We start from the raw sequence: 15,478 nt of genomic DNA on the forward strand, positions 1-15,478 counted from the left end.
ATCGAACATGGATATCAAGAGCGCGTTGAGCCGTATTGTCGGCCAGCTGGACCTTTCTACCGAAGAAATGCGCGACGTCATGCGTCAGATAATGACCGGCCAGTGCAGTGAGGCGCAGATCGGCGCCTTCCTGATGGGCATGCGCATGAAGAGTGAAAGCATCGACGAAATCGTCGGCGCGGTGTCGGTGATGCGTGAGCTAGCCGACAAGGTTGAACTGAAAAGCCTGGATGGCGTCGTTGATATCGTCGGCACCGGCGGTGACGGGGCCAATATTTTCAACGTGTCCACCGCGTCTTCGTTCGTCCTGGCGGCGGCGGGCTGCACCGTGGCCAAGCACGGCAACCGCGCAGTGTCGGGCAAGAGCGGCAGTGCCGACCTGTTGGAAGCTGCCGGCATCTATCTGAACCTGACGCCAGTTCAGGTGGCCCGCTGCATTGACAGCCTGGGCATCGGCTTCATGTTCGCGCAAAGCCATCACTCGGCCATGAAATATGCTGCCGGCCCGCGCCGCGATCTGGGGTTGCGTACCCTGTTCAACATGCTCGGCCCGCTTACGAATCCGGCCGGAGTAAAGCATCAGGTGGTCGGCGTGTTTGCCCAGGCCCTGTGCCGCCCGTTGGCTGAGGTACTGCAACGCCTGGGTAGCAAGCATGTGCTGGTGGTGCACTCGAAGGATGGCCTGGATGAGTTCAGCCTGGCTGCCCCCACCTTCGTTGCCGAACTGAAAAACGACGCAATTACTGAATACTGGGTCGAGCCGGAAGACCTCGGCATGAAGAGCCAGAGCTTGCATGGCCTTGCCGTCGAGAACCCGCAGGCGTCGCTGGAGTTGATCCGCGATGCGCTGGGCCGGCGTAAGACCGAAAACGGCCAGAAGGCCGCCGAGATGATCGTGCTTAATGCTGGCGCGGCACTGTATGCAGCCGACCATGCAATGACCCTGGCTCAAGGTGTGGAATTGGCCCACGACGTACTGCACACCGGCCTGGCCTGGGAAAAGCTGCAGGAACTGGGTGCCTTTACTGCAGTATTCAAGGTGGAGAACGAAGCATGAGTGTGCCGACGGTGCTGGAAAGGATCATTGCCCGCAAGTTCCAGGAAGTGGCCGAGCGCAGCGCCCGCGTCAGCCTCGCCGAGCTGGAAGGCCTGGCCAAGGTTGCCGATGCCCCGCGTGGCTTCGCCAATGCGCTGATCGAGCAGGCCAAGCGCAAGCAGCCAGCGGTGATCGCCGAGATCAAGAAGGCTTCGCCGAGCAAGGGCGTGATCCGCGAGCACTTCGTGCCGGCGGAAATCGCTGTCAGCTACGAGAAGGGCGGCGCTACCTGCCTCTCGGTGCTGACCGATGTCGATTACTTCCAGGGTGCCGATGAGTACCTGCAGCAGGCACGTGCTGCCGTTTCGCTGCCGGTGATCCGCAAGGACTTCATGGTCGACCCTTACCAGATCGTCGAAGCCCGGGCCTTGGGCGCGGACTGCGTGCTGCTGATCGTCTCGGCGCTGGACGACGTGAAGATGGCCGAACTGGCCGCGACCGCAAAAGACGTCGGCCTCGACGTGCTGGTGGAAGTGCACGATGGCGATGAGCTGGAGCGCGCGTTGAAAACCCTGGATACGCCGCTGGTGGGGGTGAACAACCGCAACCTGCACACCTTCGAGGTCAGCCTGGAAACCACCCTTGACCTGCTGCCGCGCATTCCGCGTGATCGCCTGGCGATTACCGAGAGCGGTATTCTCAACCGGGCCGATGTCGAACTGATGGCAATCAACGAGGTTTACTCGTTCCTGGTGGGCGAGGCGTTCATGCGCGCTGAGCAGCCTGGGCTGGAGTTGCAGCGGTTGTTCTTCCCCGAACAAGTGAAGAAGACTGTTCAGCACCTGGACTGATCAAATGAAGCCGGCGTTTTTGCCGGCTTTTTTGTATGCCTGCCAGGGCCTCTTAAAAACAACATCAAAGGTGGATCAATGACCGATCAACCCCTGGCCCTGACCGTCGAGCAAGGCCTGCACGCCGAACAGGACCTGCTGGCCGCGGTGTGCCGCGGCGAACGCGAAAGTGGCGTGCTGTTCTGGCGCCCTACCGACCATGCCCTGGTCATGCCCCGGCGAATGAGCCGCCTGGACAACTTCGAAGCCGCCTGTTCGGAGCTGGCGATTGCCGGCTGGCCGGTGCTGCTGCGCGAGACTGGCGGTGAGCCGGTTCCCCAATCCCATTCCACCGTCAACGTCGCACTGGTCTACGTTGCCCCGCGCAGCGAAGGCGATCACGGCCGCATCGAAAGCGCCTACGAGCGCCTGTGCCTGCCGCTGTGCGATGTACTGCGCGAGTGGGGCGGGGTGGCGTCGGTGGGTGAAATCGACGGGGCGTTCTGCGATGGCCGTTACAACGTCAACCTCAATGGCCGCAAGCTGGTGGGCACCGCCCAGCGCTGGCGTCAGGGCCTGGGTGGCAAGCGCCCGGTAGTGCTGGTGCACGGTGCGTTGCTGCTGGACAACGAGCGTGAGTCGATGGTGGCGGCGGTCAACCGCTTCAACGAGTGCTGTGATCTGGAGCAACGCTGCCGCGCCGATGCACACATCGCCTTGCATGAAGTGGCGCCTGCGGCGCCCTGGTTCGAGCGCTTGTCGCAGGCCTACGCCAAGGTGCTTGCAGACCTGCCCAAGGACTAGGCGTTGTCCCTAGCGGGTACCGTAGACCACCATGGTCTTGCCCTTTACCTGCACCAGGCTGCGCTCTTCAAGGTCCTTGAGGACGCGGCCGACCATTTCCCGGGAGCAACCGACGATTCGCCCGATTTCCTGGCGGGTGATCTTGATCTGCATGCCGTCGGGGTGGGTCATGGCATCGGGTTGCTTGCACAGTTCCAGCAGGCAACGGGCAACGCGCCCGGTGACGTCGAAAAATGCCAGGTCGCCGACCTTGCGTGTTGTGTTGCGCAGGCGCTGGGCCATCTGGCTGCCCAGGGCATAGAGGATTTCCGGGTCCTGACGGGCCAGTTCGCGGAACTTCTCGTAGCTGATCTCGGCCACCTCGCACTCAGTCTTGGCTCGCACCCAGGCACTGCGCTGCTGTTCGCCGTCAACCGGCTCGAACAACCCCAGCTCGCCAAAGAAATCGCCATTGTTGAGATAGGCAATGATCATTTCACGGCCGTCGTCGTCTTCGATGAGGATGGTCACCGAACCCTTGATGATGAATGACAGTGTCTCGGCCCGGTCGCCGGCGCAGATGATGTTGCTCTTGGCGGTATAACGGCGGCGCTGGCAGTGTACCAGCAGCTTGTCGATGTTCTTGATCTTGGCGGGTAGGGCGGAGGCAACCATCACGAAATCCTGTTCGATACGACCCGTAGGCTTTTTATAAGGCTGTCTGGCGCAAGCGCCATTCATTTGGCGCCAGCTTATCAGACGTCACCGGATGTTTCGGTACTAAACCGACACGTCTCGTGCTTTTCCCACAGCCGCACAAGGTCTAAGCTGACACCCTTTTCCGAATATCAGGAGTCCGGGTAGATGAAGGCACGTATCCAGTGGGCCGGTGAGGCCATGTTCCTTGGCGAATCGGGGAGTGGTCATGTCGTCGTGATGGACGGCCCGCCCGAGGCCGGCGGCCGCAACCTGGGTGTGCGCCCTATGGAAATGTTGCTGTTGGGCCTCGGTGGCTGCAGTAGCTTTGACGTGGTGAGCATTCTGAAGAAATCGCGGCAGGCGGTGGAAAGCTGCGAGGCGTTTCTGGAAGCCGAGCGCGCCAGCGAAGACCCGAAGGTGTTCACCAAGATTCACATGAACTTCGTGGTGAAAGGGCGTGGGCTGAAAGAAGCACAGGTCAAGCGGGCGGTGGAGCTGTCGGCAGAGAAGTACTGCTCGGCTTCGATCATGCTCGAGCGCGCCGGGGTTGAGATTACCCACGGGTATGAAATCGTAGAGCTCGGTTAACGCAACGTTTTTTGGGGCTGCTTCGCAGCCCATCGCCGGCAATATCAGCTCCGAAGCGCAGGCAGTGCAGCTTGCACCCACCCTGGCAGCCATCCCCGCATTACTTGGCTCAACCGCTCCCGCCGCTTCTGGTAAACCAGCCCCAGCCAGATAACCCCCAGCCCGATCAAGGTCACCACCACCGGGAACAGCAGCGACTCGGCGAACACCTCGTATGACAGGTACCCCAGGTAAGCCGCCACCCCCAGCGCACCAAACACCATGAACACCGGCCGGCGCAGCAGCACCGCCATGCCCATCAGCACGATGTTGATCAGGCAGTACAGGGCCTTGCCCAACTCACTGCCACTGTCCACCAGCGTCAGCCCGCCCCAGAATGCCGCCAGCCCGGCCAGGTAGCCCCAGCGGGCATAGTCCTCTTGCGTGCGGCCGTCTATCACAAGGAACACCACCAGCAAAGCCAACCCGAACCACAGCGAAACCTCGCGGCGCTGCTCCCAGCTGAACGGCGAGCCGAAGAACCATTCGCTCAGATCCATCGACATGAACCACAAGGCCACGGCTATCGGCATCACGACGAACGGGTAGGGGATCAGCCGCAGCATCAGCAGTCCGGCGAGCACCGTGGCCGCTTCCATCGCCAGCCAGCCGCCCTGCACGTAGGTGTAGTACTGGTGATAGTTGGCTTGCGCGTCGTCCAGTGGCCACCAGCCCACCAGACGTTCGATGGCGAACACTGCCAGTGGCACTATGCTGACCGCGACGGCCGCCAGCACCCCGGCAGCAACAGGCTGGGCGCGGCGTTGCAGATGCAGGGCGAACAAGGTGATCACCAGGATATAGAGGCTGGCGATGACCAGCAGAGCGCCGTCGCCAATGCTCATCCAGGCTTCGGTGAGCAACCAGCCCATGGCCGCCATGATCAGCATGGCGCCGAAGTAGAAGGCGACATGGGCCAGCTGGAAGCTGCCCCGTTGGGCCGGTTGCTGGCGCAGGAATACCAACAGGGCCTGGTCCTGGCCCGGCTGGAGAATGCCGGCTTGCACGGCGCGCGCCAGGTCCTTGGCGTCGAATCGATCCGTCATGGCGATGCCTTCAGATGCGGTAGGTGCTCTTGGTCATGACCTTGGCCAGCAAGCTCATGCCAAAGCGGACCGGTGCCGGGAAGCGATAACCACCGGCTTCCAGTGCTGACTCGGCATGCTGCTCTTCATCGATGCGCATCTGCTCGAGAATGGCCCGGGACTTTTCGTCTTCGTGCGGGATCTGCTCCAGGTGCTCGTCGAGGTGCTTGCACACCTGGTGTTCGGTGGCGGCGACGAAGCCCAGGCTGACCTTGTCGCTGACCAGGCCGGCGAGTGCGCCGATGCCGAACGACATGCCATAGAACAGGGGGTTGAGCACGCTTGGGTGGCTGTTCAGCTGGCGAATGCGCTGTTCGCACCAGGCCAGGTGGTCCACTTCTTCCTCGGCAGCATGCTCCATGGCCTTGCGTACCTGGGGCAGTTTGGCGGTCAGCGCCTGGCCTTGGTACAGCGCCTGGGCACACACTTCGCCGGTGTGGTTGATACGCATCAGCCCGGCGATGTGGCGGCTCTGCTGCTCGTCCAGGTCGACGTCCGGCTGGACAATGGCCGGCGATGGCCGGGCGGGTTGGCCGCTGAAGGGCAGCAAGGTGCGCATGGCGGTATCGGCCTGCAGCAACAAGCGGTCGAGCGGCGAGTAGTGACGTTCGGTAGCCATCGGGCACCTCCGCAAGAATGTGCCCGACAGTTTACCGCAATAGCGGCGGGGTCGCTTGCCGTGGATCAGCCCGGTGGCCAGTGCATCTGGCGCTGGCCAAGCACGTGCATATGGATGTGGTAGACGGTCTGGCCACCTTGCTCGTTGCAGTTCATGACCACGCGGAAGCCATCATCGCAGCCAAGTTCTTTGGCCAGGCGCTGGGCGGTGAACAGGATATGACCGGCAAGGCCCTTATCGTCCTCGGTCAGGTCATTGAGGGTACGGATGTGTTTTTTCGGGATGACCAGAAAATGCACCGGCGCCTGGGGCGCGATATCGTGGAACGCCAGAACCTGGTCGTCCTCGTAGATGATCTTGGCCGGGATCTCCCGGTTGATGATCTTGATGAATAAATCGTCCACAGCACTTGCTCCATGGTGAGGGTCCCGGCCGAGTGTACTGAGCCAGGCGCCACTCGCCCAGTGGCTATTCCATTCCGACCGGGCAGTAGCGGCGGTGGATGAAGCCTGCAAGCTTGCGCGTCAGCCAGCGGGGCAACAGGCGCGGAGCGAATGCCAGCCACTGGTTACGCCGCACCGGCATGATCAGTGCACGGTTCTTGGCCAGCGCGCGTACGGTATACAGCGCCACTTCCTCAGGGCTCAGGCAGCGGCTGTTGCCGTCTAGTCTGCGAATGGGCCGGCGCGAAGCGCGCACCGGGCCTGGGCACAGGACCGAAACCTTGATGCCGGTGGGCTTGAGCTCTTCGCGCAAGGCTTCGCTGAAGTTCAGCACGTAAGCTTTGCTGGCAGCATAGGTGGCCATCGAGGGGCCGGGTGCGAAGGCGGCCAGGCCTGCGACATTGAGGATCTGCCCGCCACCCTGTACGGCCATCAGGTTGCCGATGGCGTGGCACAGGCGGCTCAGGGCCAGGACGTTGACCTCCAGCAGGTCCTGTTCGTCGGCCCACTCATGCGCCAGGAACGGCCCGTAGGTGCGCAAGCCGGCACAGTTGACCAGCAGGTCGATACGCCGTTCGCCTTCTTCCAGTTCGAGTACGAAGCCAGACAGGCGCAGCGGCTGGCTGAGGTCGCAGGCGCGGAACAGCACCTCGACACCAAAGCGCTGGGTCAGCTCGATTGCCACGGGTTCCAGCGTTTCACGCTGACGTGCCACCAGGATCAGGTTGCGCCCGCGCCGTGCCAGAGCTTCCGCCAGGGCCAGGCCCAGGCCGCTGGAAGCACCAGTGATCATGGCGTAACGGGTCATGCAAGGCTCCTGGGGGCGGAAGAGGGCGCCTAGTGTACAGCTTGGCCGGGCAAGGTGTTGCGTTTTGCTACAAGGTGCGGGCGCGCAGAATCTGGCAGCGCTCCAGGGCTTCCCGATACTCACGGTGGAGCCGTTCGATCAATGCACTCGCACTGGGCAGGTCATGGATTTCGCCGACGCCCTGGCCCGCCGACCATACGGTCTTCCAGGCTTTGGCTTCGTCGTCGATAGGTTTGAGCTTGCCTTGCTCGTGGCTGCCTTTGAGGGCGTTCATGTCGTAGCCAGCCTGTTCCAGGCTCGAACGCAGGAAGCTTGCAGGGATGCCGGACACTGCCGGGGTGTGAATGATGTCGGCGGCGTGGGCATCGAGCAGCATCTGCTTGTAGGCATCCTGAGCCTGGCTTTCTGTAGTAGCGATAAAGCGCGTGCCCATGTAGGCCAGGTCGGCGCCCAGCAATTGTGCGGCGAGGATTTCATGGCCATGGTTGAGACAGCCGGCCAGCAGCAGGGTCTTGTCGAAGAACTGGCGAATCTCTGCGGCCAGGGCGAACGGGCTCCAGGTGCCTGCATGGCCGCCTGCGCCGGCAGCGACGGCGATCAGCCCGTCGACACCCGCTTCGGCGGCTTTCTCGGCATGGCGGCGGGTGGTGACGTCGTGGAACACCAGGCCGCCGTAGCCATGCACGGCATCGACCACTTCCTTGACGGCCCCCAAGCTGGTGATGACGATCGGCACGCGATGTTCCACGCACAAGGCCAGGTCGGCCTGCAGGCGTGGGTTGGTCGGGTGCACGATCAGGTTGACTGCATAGGGGGCTGGCGCCTGCAATTGCGCCAGGCCTGCCTCGATCTCCTCCAGCCAGGCCTTGAAGCCGGCGCTGTCGCGCTGGTTAAGGGCCGGAAAACTGCCGACCACGCCGCTGGCGCAGCATGCCAGCACCAGTGTGGGGTTGGAGATCAGGAACATCGGCGCCGCAACCACAGGCAGGCGCAGGCGTTGTTCGAGCGAGGCAGGTAGCGACATGGCAAGGCTCCTTGAACGGGTGGCTATGTCAGAACGGTTTGACTACCACCAGAATTACGATGCCCAGCAGGAACAGCACGGGCACTTCGTTGAACCACCGGTAGTAGATGTGGCTGCGGGTGTTGTTGCCGCCGGCGAAGCGTTTGCGCTGGGCTCCGCACATGTGATGGTAGCCGGTCAGCAGGATGACCAAGGTCAGCTTGGCGTGTAGCCAGCCCTGGCTGAGCCAGCCGGGTGTGAGGTAAAGCATCCACGCGCCGAACACGTAGGTGGCGATCATTGCCGGGTTCATGATGCCGCGGTACAGCTTGCGTTCCATGGTGACGAAGCGGTCCTTGCTGATGCTGTCCTCGCTCTGGGCGTGGTAGACGAACAGCCGCGGCAGGTAGAACAGGCCGGCGAACCAGCAGACCACGCTGACGATATGCAGCGCTTTGATCCATAGGTAAAGCATGGAGGGAGTTCCTTCAGGTATTCACGGTCGTCAGATAGTAGTGGTCAAGCGCCCGAAGGGTCACCCGAAGAGTTGTTACAGGCGCTTCGCGCCCCTATTATCGTGCGCTTTCCAGACGGCTCGTTGATAAGGGGCAAGCGTTATGATCAAGGTCGGTATCGTCGGCGGCACGGGTTACACCGGCGTCGAACTGTTGCGTCTGCTGGCACAGCATCCACAGGCCGAAGTGGCGGTCATCACTTCGCGCTCCGAGGCGGGCGTGGCGGTGGCGGACATGTACCCGAACCTGCGCGGCCACTATGACGGGCTGGCGTTCAGCGTGCCGGACAGCAAAGCCCTGGCCGCCTGCGATGTGGTGTTCTTCGCCACTCCGCACGGTGTTGCCCATGCCCTGGCTGGCGAACTGCTGGCGGCCGGTACCAAGGTGATCGACCTGTCGGCCGACTTCCGCCTGCAGGATGCTACCGAGTGGGGCAAGTGGTATGGGCAGCCGCACGGCGCGCCAGAACTGCTCAAGGACGCGGTATATGGCTTGCCTGAAGTCAACCGCGAGAAGATTCGCCATGCGCGCCTGATCGCCGTGCCGGGTTGCTACCCGACCGCCACCCAGCTGGGCTTCCTGCCGCTGCTGGAAGCGGGCCTGGCCGACCCGTCGCGCCTGATTGCCGACTGCAAGTCGGGTGTCAGTGGCGCTGGTCGTGGTGCTGCAGTCGGTTCGCTGTTCTGCGAGGCCGGCGAAAGCATGAAGGCCTATGCGGTCAAGGGCCATCGTCACCTGCCGGAAATCAGCCAAGGCCTGCGCCTGGCCGCTGGCAAGGACATCGGCCTGACCTTCGTGCCGCACTTGACGCCAATGATCCGTGGCATCCACGCCACCCTGTACGCGAACGTTGTCGACACCTCGGTCGACTTGCAGGCGCTGTTCGAAAAGCGCTACGCCGACGAACCGTTCGTCGATGTGATGCCAGCGGGCAGCCACCCGGAGACCCGCAGTGTGCGCGGCGCCAACGTCTGCCGCATTGCCGTTCATCGCCCGCAGGGTGGTGACCTGGTGGTGGTGCTGTCGGTGATCGACAACCTGGTCAAGGGCGCGTCGGGCCAGGCGGTACAGAACCTGAACATCCTGTTTGGTCTGGATGAGCGCATGGGCCTGTCCCACGCGGGCTTGTTGCCGTAAGCAAGCCCCTATCGAAATGGCCCGCCTCGTGCGGGCCTTTTTGTTTGTCGCGACTAAAGCCGCACAATTGTTGACCGATTTTCTCGGGAAAGCGGATAATGCGCGTCATCGAGTTTTAAGGCGGCAACTGCGCCGGGAGAGTCAACATGAGCGTCGAAACCTTCACCCCTACCGGTCTGGAATTCACCCATGGGGCAGCCCAGAAAGTGAAGAACCTGGTCGATGAGGAAGGCAATGAGCGTCTGAAGCTGCGGGTGTTCGTGACCGGTGGTGGTTGCTCGGGCTTCCAGTACGGCTTCACTTTCGATGAGGATGTGGCCGAAGACGACACCATCGTCGAGCGCGAAGGCGTGGCGCTGGTGGTCGACCCGATGAGCTTCCAGTATCTGGCTGGTGCTGAGGTGGACTATCAGGAAGGCCTGGAGGGTTCGCGCTTTGTGATCAAGAACCCGAACGCTGCCACTACGTGCGGTTGCGGCTCCTCGTTCTCGATCTGAAGTCTGGCCTTACGAAAACGCCGCGCTATTGCGCGGCGTTTTGCTTTCTGGCGTAGCGGTTATGCCGGGTAGATTGCGCCCAGTACTCGCAGGCCTTTGGCCGCTGTCACGCTTGGGCGGTTGGCACAGATGCCTTCCAGGCAGCAGTGAGCCAGCCAGGCGAAGGCCATGGCCTCTACCCAGTCAGGGTCTACGCCATGGGCACCGGTGCTGGCGACACGGGCCTCGGGTAGCAGCTGGCCGAGGCGAGCCATCAGGGCGCCGTTACGCGCGCCACCACCACACACCAACAACGCCTTGGTGCCTTGCTGGGCATTGCTCAGCGAGTCGATGATGCTGCGAGCGGTAAGCTCCAGCAGCGTCGCCTGGACATCCTCGTCCTGGTAAGTGGGCAGGCCCGCCAGGTGACCATCCAGCCAAGGCAGGTTGAACACCTCGCGGCCTGTACTTTTCGGGCCGCTACCAGCGAAGAACGGGTCGGCCAGCAATACACCGAGCAAGCCCGCCTGCACCACGCCCGAGGCCGCCCAGGCACCATCGGCATCGTAGGCCTGGCCGCGCTTGCGCTCTATCCAGGCATCCAGCAGCACGTTACCCGGGCCGCAATCGAAGCCGCGGACCGGCTTGTCCTGCTCGATCAGGCTGAGGTTGCTGAAACCGCCTACGTTCAGGACTGCCAGGCGCTGGCCCAGGTGGCCGAACAGGGTTTCGTGGAAGGCCGGTACCAAGGGCGCACCTTGGCCCCCAGCAGCCACATCGCGCCGGCGGAAGTCGGCAACCACGCTGATGCCGGTAAGCTCGGCGAGCAGCGCCGGGTTGCCGATCTGCACGGTAAAACCGCGTGCGGGTTCGTGGCGGATGGTCTGGCCGTGGCTGCCGATGGCGCGGATGGCATCGGCCTGCAGACCCTGACGGGCCAGCAGTTCACGGATACCTTCGGCTGCCAGGCTGGCCCAGCGGTTTTCTGCCAGCGCCGCGCGCGCGATCTCGTCAGCGCCGCTGCTGCACAGGGCAAGCAGGTCCTGACGCAGGTCGCTGGGCATGGGCAGGTAATGGGTGGCGAGCAGTTCAAGCTGCTCGCCTTGTTTGATCAAGGCGATGTCCAGGCCATCAAGGCTGGTGCCGGACATCACCCCCAGGTAGAGCGCCATGGGCTTAGCGCTTGTTCGCTGCGAGCAGGGTGGCTTTTTCCTGATCCATACGGGCGATCAGGGGTTGGCTCTGCTGCTGGAAGCGCTGGCGCTCGTTTTTGGCGATCGGGTCGGCCATCGGAACTTTCTGGCTGAGTGGATCGACGTGCACACCGTTGACCTGGAACTCGTAGTGCAGGTGCGGGCCGGTGGACAGGCCGGTGGTGCCGATGTAGCCGATGATCTGGCCCTGCTTCACTGAGCTGCCAGTCTTGATGCCCTTGGCAAAGCCTTGCATGTGACCGTACAGCGTCTTGTAGCGGTTGCCGTGCTGGATGATCACGGTGTTGCCGTAACCGCCACGGCGCCCGGCCAGTTCGATGCGGCCGTCACCGGCTGCCTTGATCGGCGTACCGCGCGGGGCGGCGTAGTCGACGCCTTTGTGGGCGCGGATCTTGTTCAGGATCGGGTGCTTGCGGCCGGCGGAAAAGCGCGAGCTGATGCGGGCGAAGTCTACCGGAGTACGGATGAAGGCCTTGCGCAGGCTGTTGCCGTCGGCGGTGTAGTAGGTGGTGTTGCCCTGCTTGTTGGTGTAACGCACGGCGGTGTAGGTCTTGCCGCGGTTGGTGAAGCGGGCGGACAGTATGTTGCCGGTGCCGACCACCTTGCCGTCCATCACCTTCTGCTCGTAGACCACGTCGAACTCGTCGCCTGGGCGAATATCCTGGGCGAAGTCGATGTCGTAACCCAGCACCCGGGCCATGTCCATGGTCATGCTGTGGGACAGGCCGGCGCGCTGGGCCGAGGCCGACAGCGAGCTCTTGATCACGCCGTGGGCGTAGGCGGTACGCACCACCGGTTTGCTGATTTCACGGTTGAAGGTGTAGCCCTTGGCGGACTTGGTCAGGCGAATGGTTTCGAGGTTGCTGACCTTGCTGTGCAGGCTGGCCAGTTGGCCATCCTTGTCGAGCTCGAACTGCAGCACCTGGCCGTGCTTGAGCTGGCTGAACTGCTTGGCCTGCTTGTTACTCGCCAGCAGGTCGTGCACCGCATTGCTCGGCAAGCCGACCTTGGCGAACAGGGTGGACAGGGTGTCGCCACGGGCCACGGTGACCTCGCGATGGCCAGGCTCCTTGGCGGCTTCGGCGACAGGCTCGGCGGCAGGGGTTGATTGCTCGGCCTTCTGGGTCTCGGGGGTAGCCTCTTCGATCTGCGCGAATGGCGAGCCTTGGTCGCCTTCGGCCTGCACCAGGGGCGCAGCACGGGATTCGTCTTTCAGCTGCTCGGCAGGGCTCTCCAGCTCGAGGTTGAGGGTGGTTTTCTTGGCTTCCACTTCGCTGGACGGAAATACCAGCAGAGCCAGACTGAGCAGGGCGGCAATGCCGCTGGCGGCCAACAGATGGCTTTTCGGATAAAGCGGGGGCGCTTTAGGCGGTTCGTTGGTCATGGGTAAGGTGACTTTGAAAAAAGTGAAATGGAAAAGATGAATGACATGATGAAGATGAAATAACTGTATAAAATATAACCAAATCCATTTTCACGCAAGGGCGCGTAGACGCCGCAAGCCGGTGCCCGGGTCACATTCCTTTGCGAAACTTGTATTTGACGGCCGATCTTGTATGGTTGGCTCCCCCTGAATCTGAGCCTTGCGGGTTTGTCTATGAAGTCGGTTGAAGAGCAGCTGGCGCTTATAAAGCGCGGCGCGGAAGAAGTACTGGTCGAGTCTGAACTGGTGGAGAAGCTCAAGCGCGGCCAGCCTCTGCGCATCAAGGCCGGCTTTGACCCGACTGCGCCTGACCTGCACCTGGGGCACACGGTGCTGATCAACAAGCTGCGTCAGTTCCAGGAGCTGGGCCATCAGGTCATCTTCCTGATCGGTGACTTCACCGGCATGATCGGTGACCCCAGCGGCAAGAGCGCCACGCGCCCACCGCTGACCCGTGAGCAAGTGCTGGACAACGCCGAGACCTATAAGCAGCAGGTGTTCAAGATTCTGGACCCGGTCAAGACCGAGGTCGCGTTCAACTCCACCTGGATGGACAAGCTGACCCCGGCCGACTTCATTCGCCTGGCGTCGCAGTACACCGTGGCGCGCATGCTTGAGCGCGACGACTTCGACAAGCGCTACACCACCAACCAGCCGATTGCCATTCACGAGTTCCTCTACCCGCTGGTGCAGGGTTATGACTCGGTGGCGCTGAAGGCGGATGTCGAGTTGGGTGGTACCGATCAGAAGTTCAACCTTCTGATGGGGCGCGAGTTGCAGCGCGCCTATGGCCAGGAAGCGCAGAACATCGTGACCATGCCGCTGCTCGAAGGCCTCGACGGTGTGAAGAAGATGTCCAAGTCGCTGGGCAACTATGTAGGCATCCAGGAAGCGCCGGGGGTGATGTACAGCAAGCTGGTCTCGATCCCGGATACCTTGATGTGGCGTTACTTCGAACTGCTGAGCTTCCGTTCGATGGAAGAGATCGAGCAGTTCCGTGCCGACGTCGCCAAGGGTGCCAATCCGCGCGACATCAAGATCAAGCTGGCCGAAGAGATCGTTGCGCGCTTCCATGGTGAAGAGGCTGCGGCCAACGCTCACCGTGGTGCAGGTAACCGCATGAAAGAAGGCGAGTTGCCGGAAGACCTGCCAGAAGTCGAAGTGGCTGCAGCGGAAGACTTGCCGATTGCGGCCGTGTTGAACCGGGCTGGCCTGGTGAAGAACTCGGCTCAGGCGCGGGACCTGTTGAGTGGCGGTGCTGTTAAGGTCGACGGTGCGGTAGTTGATCGTGACTTCGTGTTTGCGCTGGGTGCGACCCATGTGTGCCAGGCGGGTAAGAAGTCGTTTGCGCGGGTTACCCTCAAGGCTGAGTGAGTGTTTGCAGGTGTAGCTATATAGAAGCGGGGAGGCCGGAAGGCCTCCCCGCTTTGTTTTTGGGGGTGTTCGCCTTAGGGTGTTCAGCGCTCGATCTCCTAGGCGCTGAATGTGTTGTGGCGGACACCTGGTGGCCTTTTTAGGGTATTTCCCGCTTATATTTCAGTTTCTTGAAATTAAAGGTTGACGCCCTTCCGAATCCCCTTATAATGCGCCCCACTTCCAGCGGCACCGGAACGACAAACTCCTTGAGATTCAATGAGTTAGGTAGTTAAGGTGCTGCTGAAAGGGCTGCGATCGAAAGATCGCAAGCGGTTGAAATGGTGGTTGACAGTGCTTCTAAACGCTGTATGATTCACCTCCCGCTACGAGAGATCGCAGCGAGTTAAGTGTTTGAAGCTAAACGAGTTTCTCGCAAAAAACTTCAAAATAAACGCTTGACAGGCCCTGAGGAAAGCGTAGAATGCGCGCCTCGGTTGAGACGAAAGGCTCTTAACCAAACGCTCTTTAACAAATTGAATCAAGCAATTCGTGTGGGTGCTTGTGAGTACGGACTGATAGTCAAAAAGATTATCAGCATCACAAGTGACCATGCGAGAAATCACATAGTCATTTGAGATTGCTGAGCCAAGTTTAGGGTTTCTTAAAAACCCAAGCAGTATTGAACTGAAGAGTTTGATCATGGCTCAGATTGAACGCTGGCGGCAGGCCTAACACATGCAAGTCGAGCGGATGAGAAGAGCTTGCTCTTCGATTCAGCGGCGGACGGGTGAGTAATGCCTAGGAATCTGCCTGGTAGTGGGGGACAACGTTTCGAAAGGAACGCTAATACCGCATACGTCCTACGGGAGAAAGCAGGGGACCTTCGGGCCTTGCGCTATCAGATGAGCCTAGGTCGGATTAGCTAGTTGGTGAGGTAATGGCTCACCAAGGCGACGATCCGTAACTGGTCTGAGAGGATGATCAGTCACACTGGAACTGAGACACGGTCCAGACTCCTACGGGAGGCAGCAGTGGGGAATATTGGACAATGGGCGAAAGCCTGATCCAGCCATGCCGCGTGTGTGAAGAAGGTCTTCGGATTGTAAAGCACTTTAAGTTGGGAGGAAGGGCATTAACCTAATACGTTAGTGTTTTGACGTTACCGACAGAATAAGCACCGGCTAACTCTGTGCCAGCAGCCGCGGTAATACAGAGGGTGCAAGCGTTAATCGGAATTACTGGGCGTAAAGCGCGCGTAGGTGGTTTGTTAAGTTGGATGTGAAAGCCCCGGGCTCAACCTGGGAACTGCATCCAAAACTGGCAAGCTAGAGTACGGTAGAGGGTGGTGGAATTTCCTGTGTAGCGGTGAAATGCGTAGATATAGGAAGGAACACCAGTGGCGAAGGCGACCACCTGGACTGATA

General features: G+C 61.3%; 16 protein-coding genes and 1 rRNA gene (1 of these 17 running past the window's edge). 8 read left to right on the forward strand and 9 right to left on the reverse strand.

What is annotated here, in order from left to right:
* Window positions 1-7: 7 nt before the first annotated feature.
* From trpD to MRBLPB4O_RS02115, 3 genes are all read left to right on the forward strand, one after another.
* Window positions 8-1,057: an anthranilate phosphoribosyltransferase gene (trpD, locus tag MRBLPB4O_RS02105; RefSeq protein ID WP_341797408.1), complete on the forward strand. Its 1,050-nt coding sequence runs from the start codon at window positions 8-10 to the stop codon at window positions 1,055-1,057.
* Complete coding sequence (trpC, locus tag MRBLPB4O_RS02110) at window positions 1,054-1,887, forward strand: indole-3-glycerol phosphate synthase TrpC (protein WP_016497725.1); 834 nt, start codon at window positions 1,054-1,056, stop codon at window positions 1,885-1,887. Before trpD ends, trpC begins: the two co-directional genes overlap by 4 nt.
* Window positions 1,888-1,965: 78 nt before the next feature.
* Window positions 1,966-2,670: a lipoate--protein ligase family protein gene (locus tag MRBLPB4O_RS02115; RefSeq protein WP_341797409.1), complete on the forward strand. Its 705-nt coding sequence runs from the start codon at window positions 1,966-1,968 to the stop codon at window positions 2,668-2,670.
* Window positions 2,671-2,679: 9 nt separating this feature from the next.
* On the opposite strand, the gene crp is transcribed toward MRBLPB4O_RS02115, so the two are convergent.
* Window positions 2,680-3,324, reverse strand: a complete 645-nt coding sequence (gene crp / locus MRBLPB4O_RS02120; protein ID WP_016497727.1) for a cAMP-activated global transcriptional regulator CRP — start codon at window positions 3,322-3,324, stop codon at window positions 2,680-2,682.
* Between the two features lie 189 nt (window positions 3,325-3,513).
* Between crp and MRBLPB4O_RS02125 the strand changes: the two genes are divergently transcribed.
* On the forward strand, window positions 3,514-3,936 hold the full coding sequence (locus MRBLPB4O_RS02125) for an OsmC family protein (protein ID WP_004376171.1): 423 nt from the start codon (window positions 3,514-3,516) through the stop codon (window positions 3,934-3,936).
* Window positions 3,937-3,980: 44 nt separating this feature from the next.
* Here MRBLPB4O_RS02125 and MRBLPB4O_RS02130 read toward each other — a convergent pair whose 3' ends face one another.
* From MRBLPB4O_RS02130 to hemJ, 6 genes are all read right to left on the reverse strand, one after another.
* Window positions 3,981-5,021, reverse strand: coding sequence for a DUF2157 domain-containing protein (locus MRBLPB4O_RS02130; protein ID WP_341797410.1), 1,041 nt, complete (start codon window positions 5,019-5,021; stop codon window positions 3,981-3,983).
* A gap of 10 nt (window positions 5,022-5,031) precedes the next feature.
* The gene (coq7, locus tag MRBLPB4O_RS02135; RefSeq protein ID WP_341797411.1) at window positions 5,032-5,679 is read right to left on the reverse strand and encodes a 2-polyprenyl-3-methyl-6-methoxy-1,4-benzoquinone monooxygenase; all 648 of its coding nucleotides are present in this window, start codon (window positions 5,677-5,679) and stop codon (window positions 5,032-5,034) included.
* A 65-nt stretch (window positions 5,680-5,744) separates the two neighbouring features.
* Window positions 5,745-6,083 carry a histidine triad nucleotide-binding protein gene (locus MRBLPB4O_RS02140; protein WP_341797412.1) on the reverse strand — a complete coding sequence of 113 codons (339 nt, stop codon included), beginning with the start codon at window positions 6,081-6,083 and terminating at the stop codon, window positions 5,745-5,747.
* A gap of 64 nt (window positions 6,084-6,147) precedes the next feature.
* Window positions 6,148-6,930, reverse strand: a complete 783-nt coding sequence (locus MRBLPB4O_RS02145; protein ID WP_341797413.1) for an SDR family oxidoreductase — start codon at window positions 6,928-6,930, stop codon at window positions 6,148-6,150.
* Window positions 6,931-6,997: 67 nt separating this feature from the next.
* Complete coding sequence (locus MRBLPB4O_RS02150) at window positions 6,998-7,954, reverse strand: nitronate monooxygenase family protein (RefSeq protein ID WP_341797414.1); 957 nt, start codon at window positions 7,952-7,954, stop codon at window positions 6,998-7,000.
* Window positions 7,955-7,982: 28 nt separating this feature from the next.
* Complete coding sequence (gene hemJ / locus MRBLPB4O_RS02155) at window positions 7,983-8,408, reverse strand: protoporphyrinogen oxidase HemJ (RefSeq protein WP_341797415.1); 426 nt, start codon at window positions 8,406-8,408, stop codon at window positions 7,983-7,985.
* 142 nt (window positions 8,409-8,550) lie between these two features.
* Here hemJ and argC point away from each other — a divergent pair, with 142 nt between their 5' ends.
* Window positions 8,551-9,585 carry an N-acetyl-gamma-glutamyl-phosphate reductase gene (argC, locus tag MRBLPB4O_RS02160; protein WP_341797416.1) on the forward strand — a complete coding sequence of 345 codons (1,035 nt, stop codon included), beginning with the start codon at window positions 8,551-8,553 and terminating at the stop codon, window positions 9,583-9,585.
* A gap of 146 nt (window positions 9,586-9,731) precedes the next feature.
* Entirely contained in the window at window positions 9,732-10,082 is a 351-nt protein-coding gene (erpA, locus tag MRBLPB4O_RS02165) for an iron-sulfur cluster insertion protein ErpA (RefSeq protein ID WP_016497734.1), read from the forward strand.
* Between the two features lie 59 nt (window positions 10,083-10,141).
* On the opposite strand, the gene MRBLPB4O_RS02170 is transcribed toward erpA, so the two are convergent.
* Window positions 10,142-11,233 carry an anhydro-N-acetylmuramic acid kinase gene (locus MRBLPB4O_RS02170; RefSeq protein WP_341797417.1) on the reverse strand — a complete coding sequence of 364 codons (1,092 nt, stop codon included), beginning with the start codon at window positions 11,231-11,233 and terminating at the stop codon, window positions 10,142-10,144.
* 4 nt (window positions 11,234-11,237) lie between these two features.
* The gene (locus MRBLPB4O_RS02175) at window positions 11,238-12,659 is read right to left on the reverse strand and encodes a peptidoglycan DD-metalloendopeptidase family protein (RefSeq protein WP_341797418.1); all 1,422 of its coding nucleotides are present in this window, start codon (window positions 12,657-12,659) and stop codon (window positions 11,238-11,240) included.
* A 213-nt stretch (window positions 12,660-12,872) separates the two neighbouring features.
* Between MRBLPB4O_RS02175 and tyrS the strand changes: the two genes are divergently transcribed.
* Entirely contained in the window at window positions 12,873-14,072 is a 1,200-nt protein-coding gene (tyrS, locus tag MRBLPB4O_RS02180) for a tyrosine--tRNA ligase (protein ID WP_341797419.1), read from the forward strand.
* 663 nt (window positions 14,073-14,735) lie between these two features.
* Window positions 14,736-15,478: ribosomal RNA gene (locus MRBLPB4O_RS02185) — 16S ribosomal RNA — on the forward strand (it continues 794 nt past the right edge of the window).

It is taken from the genome of Pseudomonas sp. LPB4.O, assembly GCF_038383825.1.
Classification (GTDB): domain Bacteria; phylum Pseudomonadota; class Gammaproteobacteria; order Pseudomonadales; family Pseudomonadaceae; genus Aquipseudomonas; species Aquipseudomonas putida.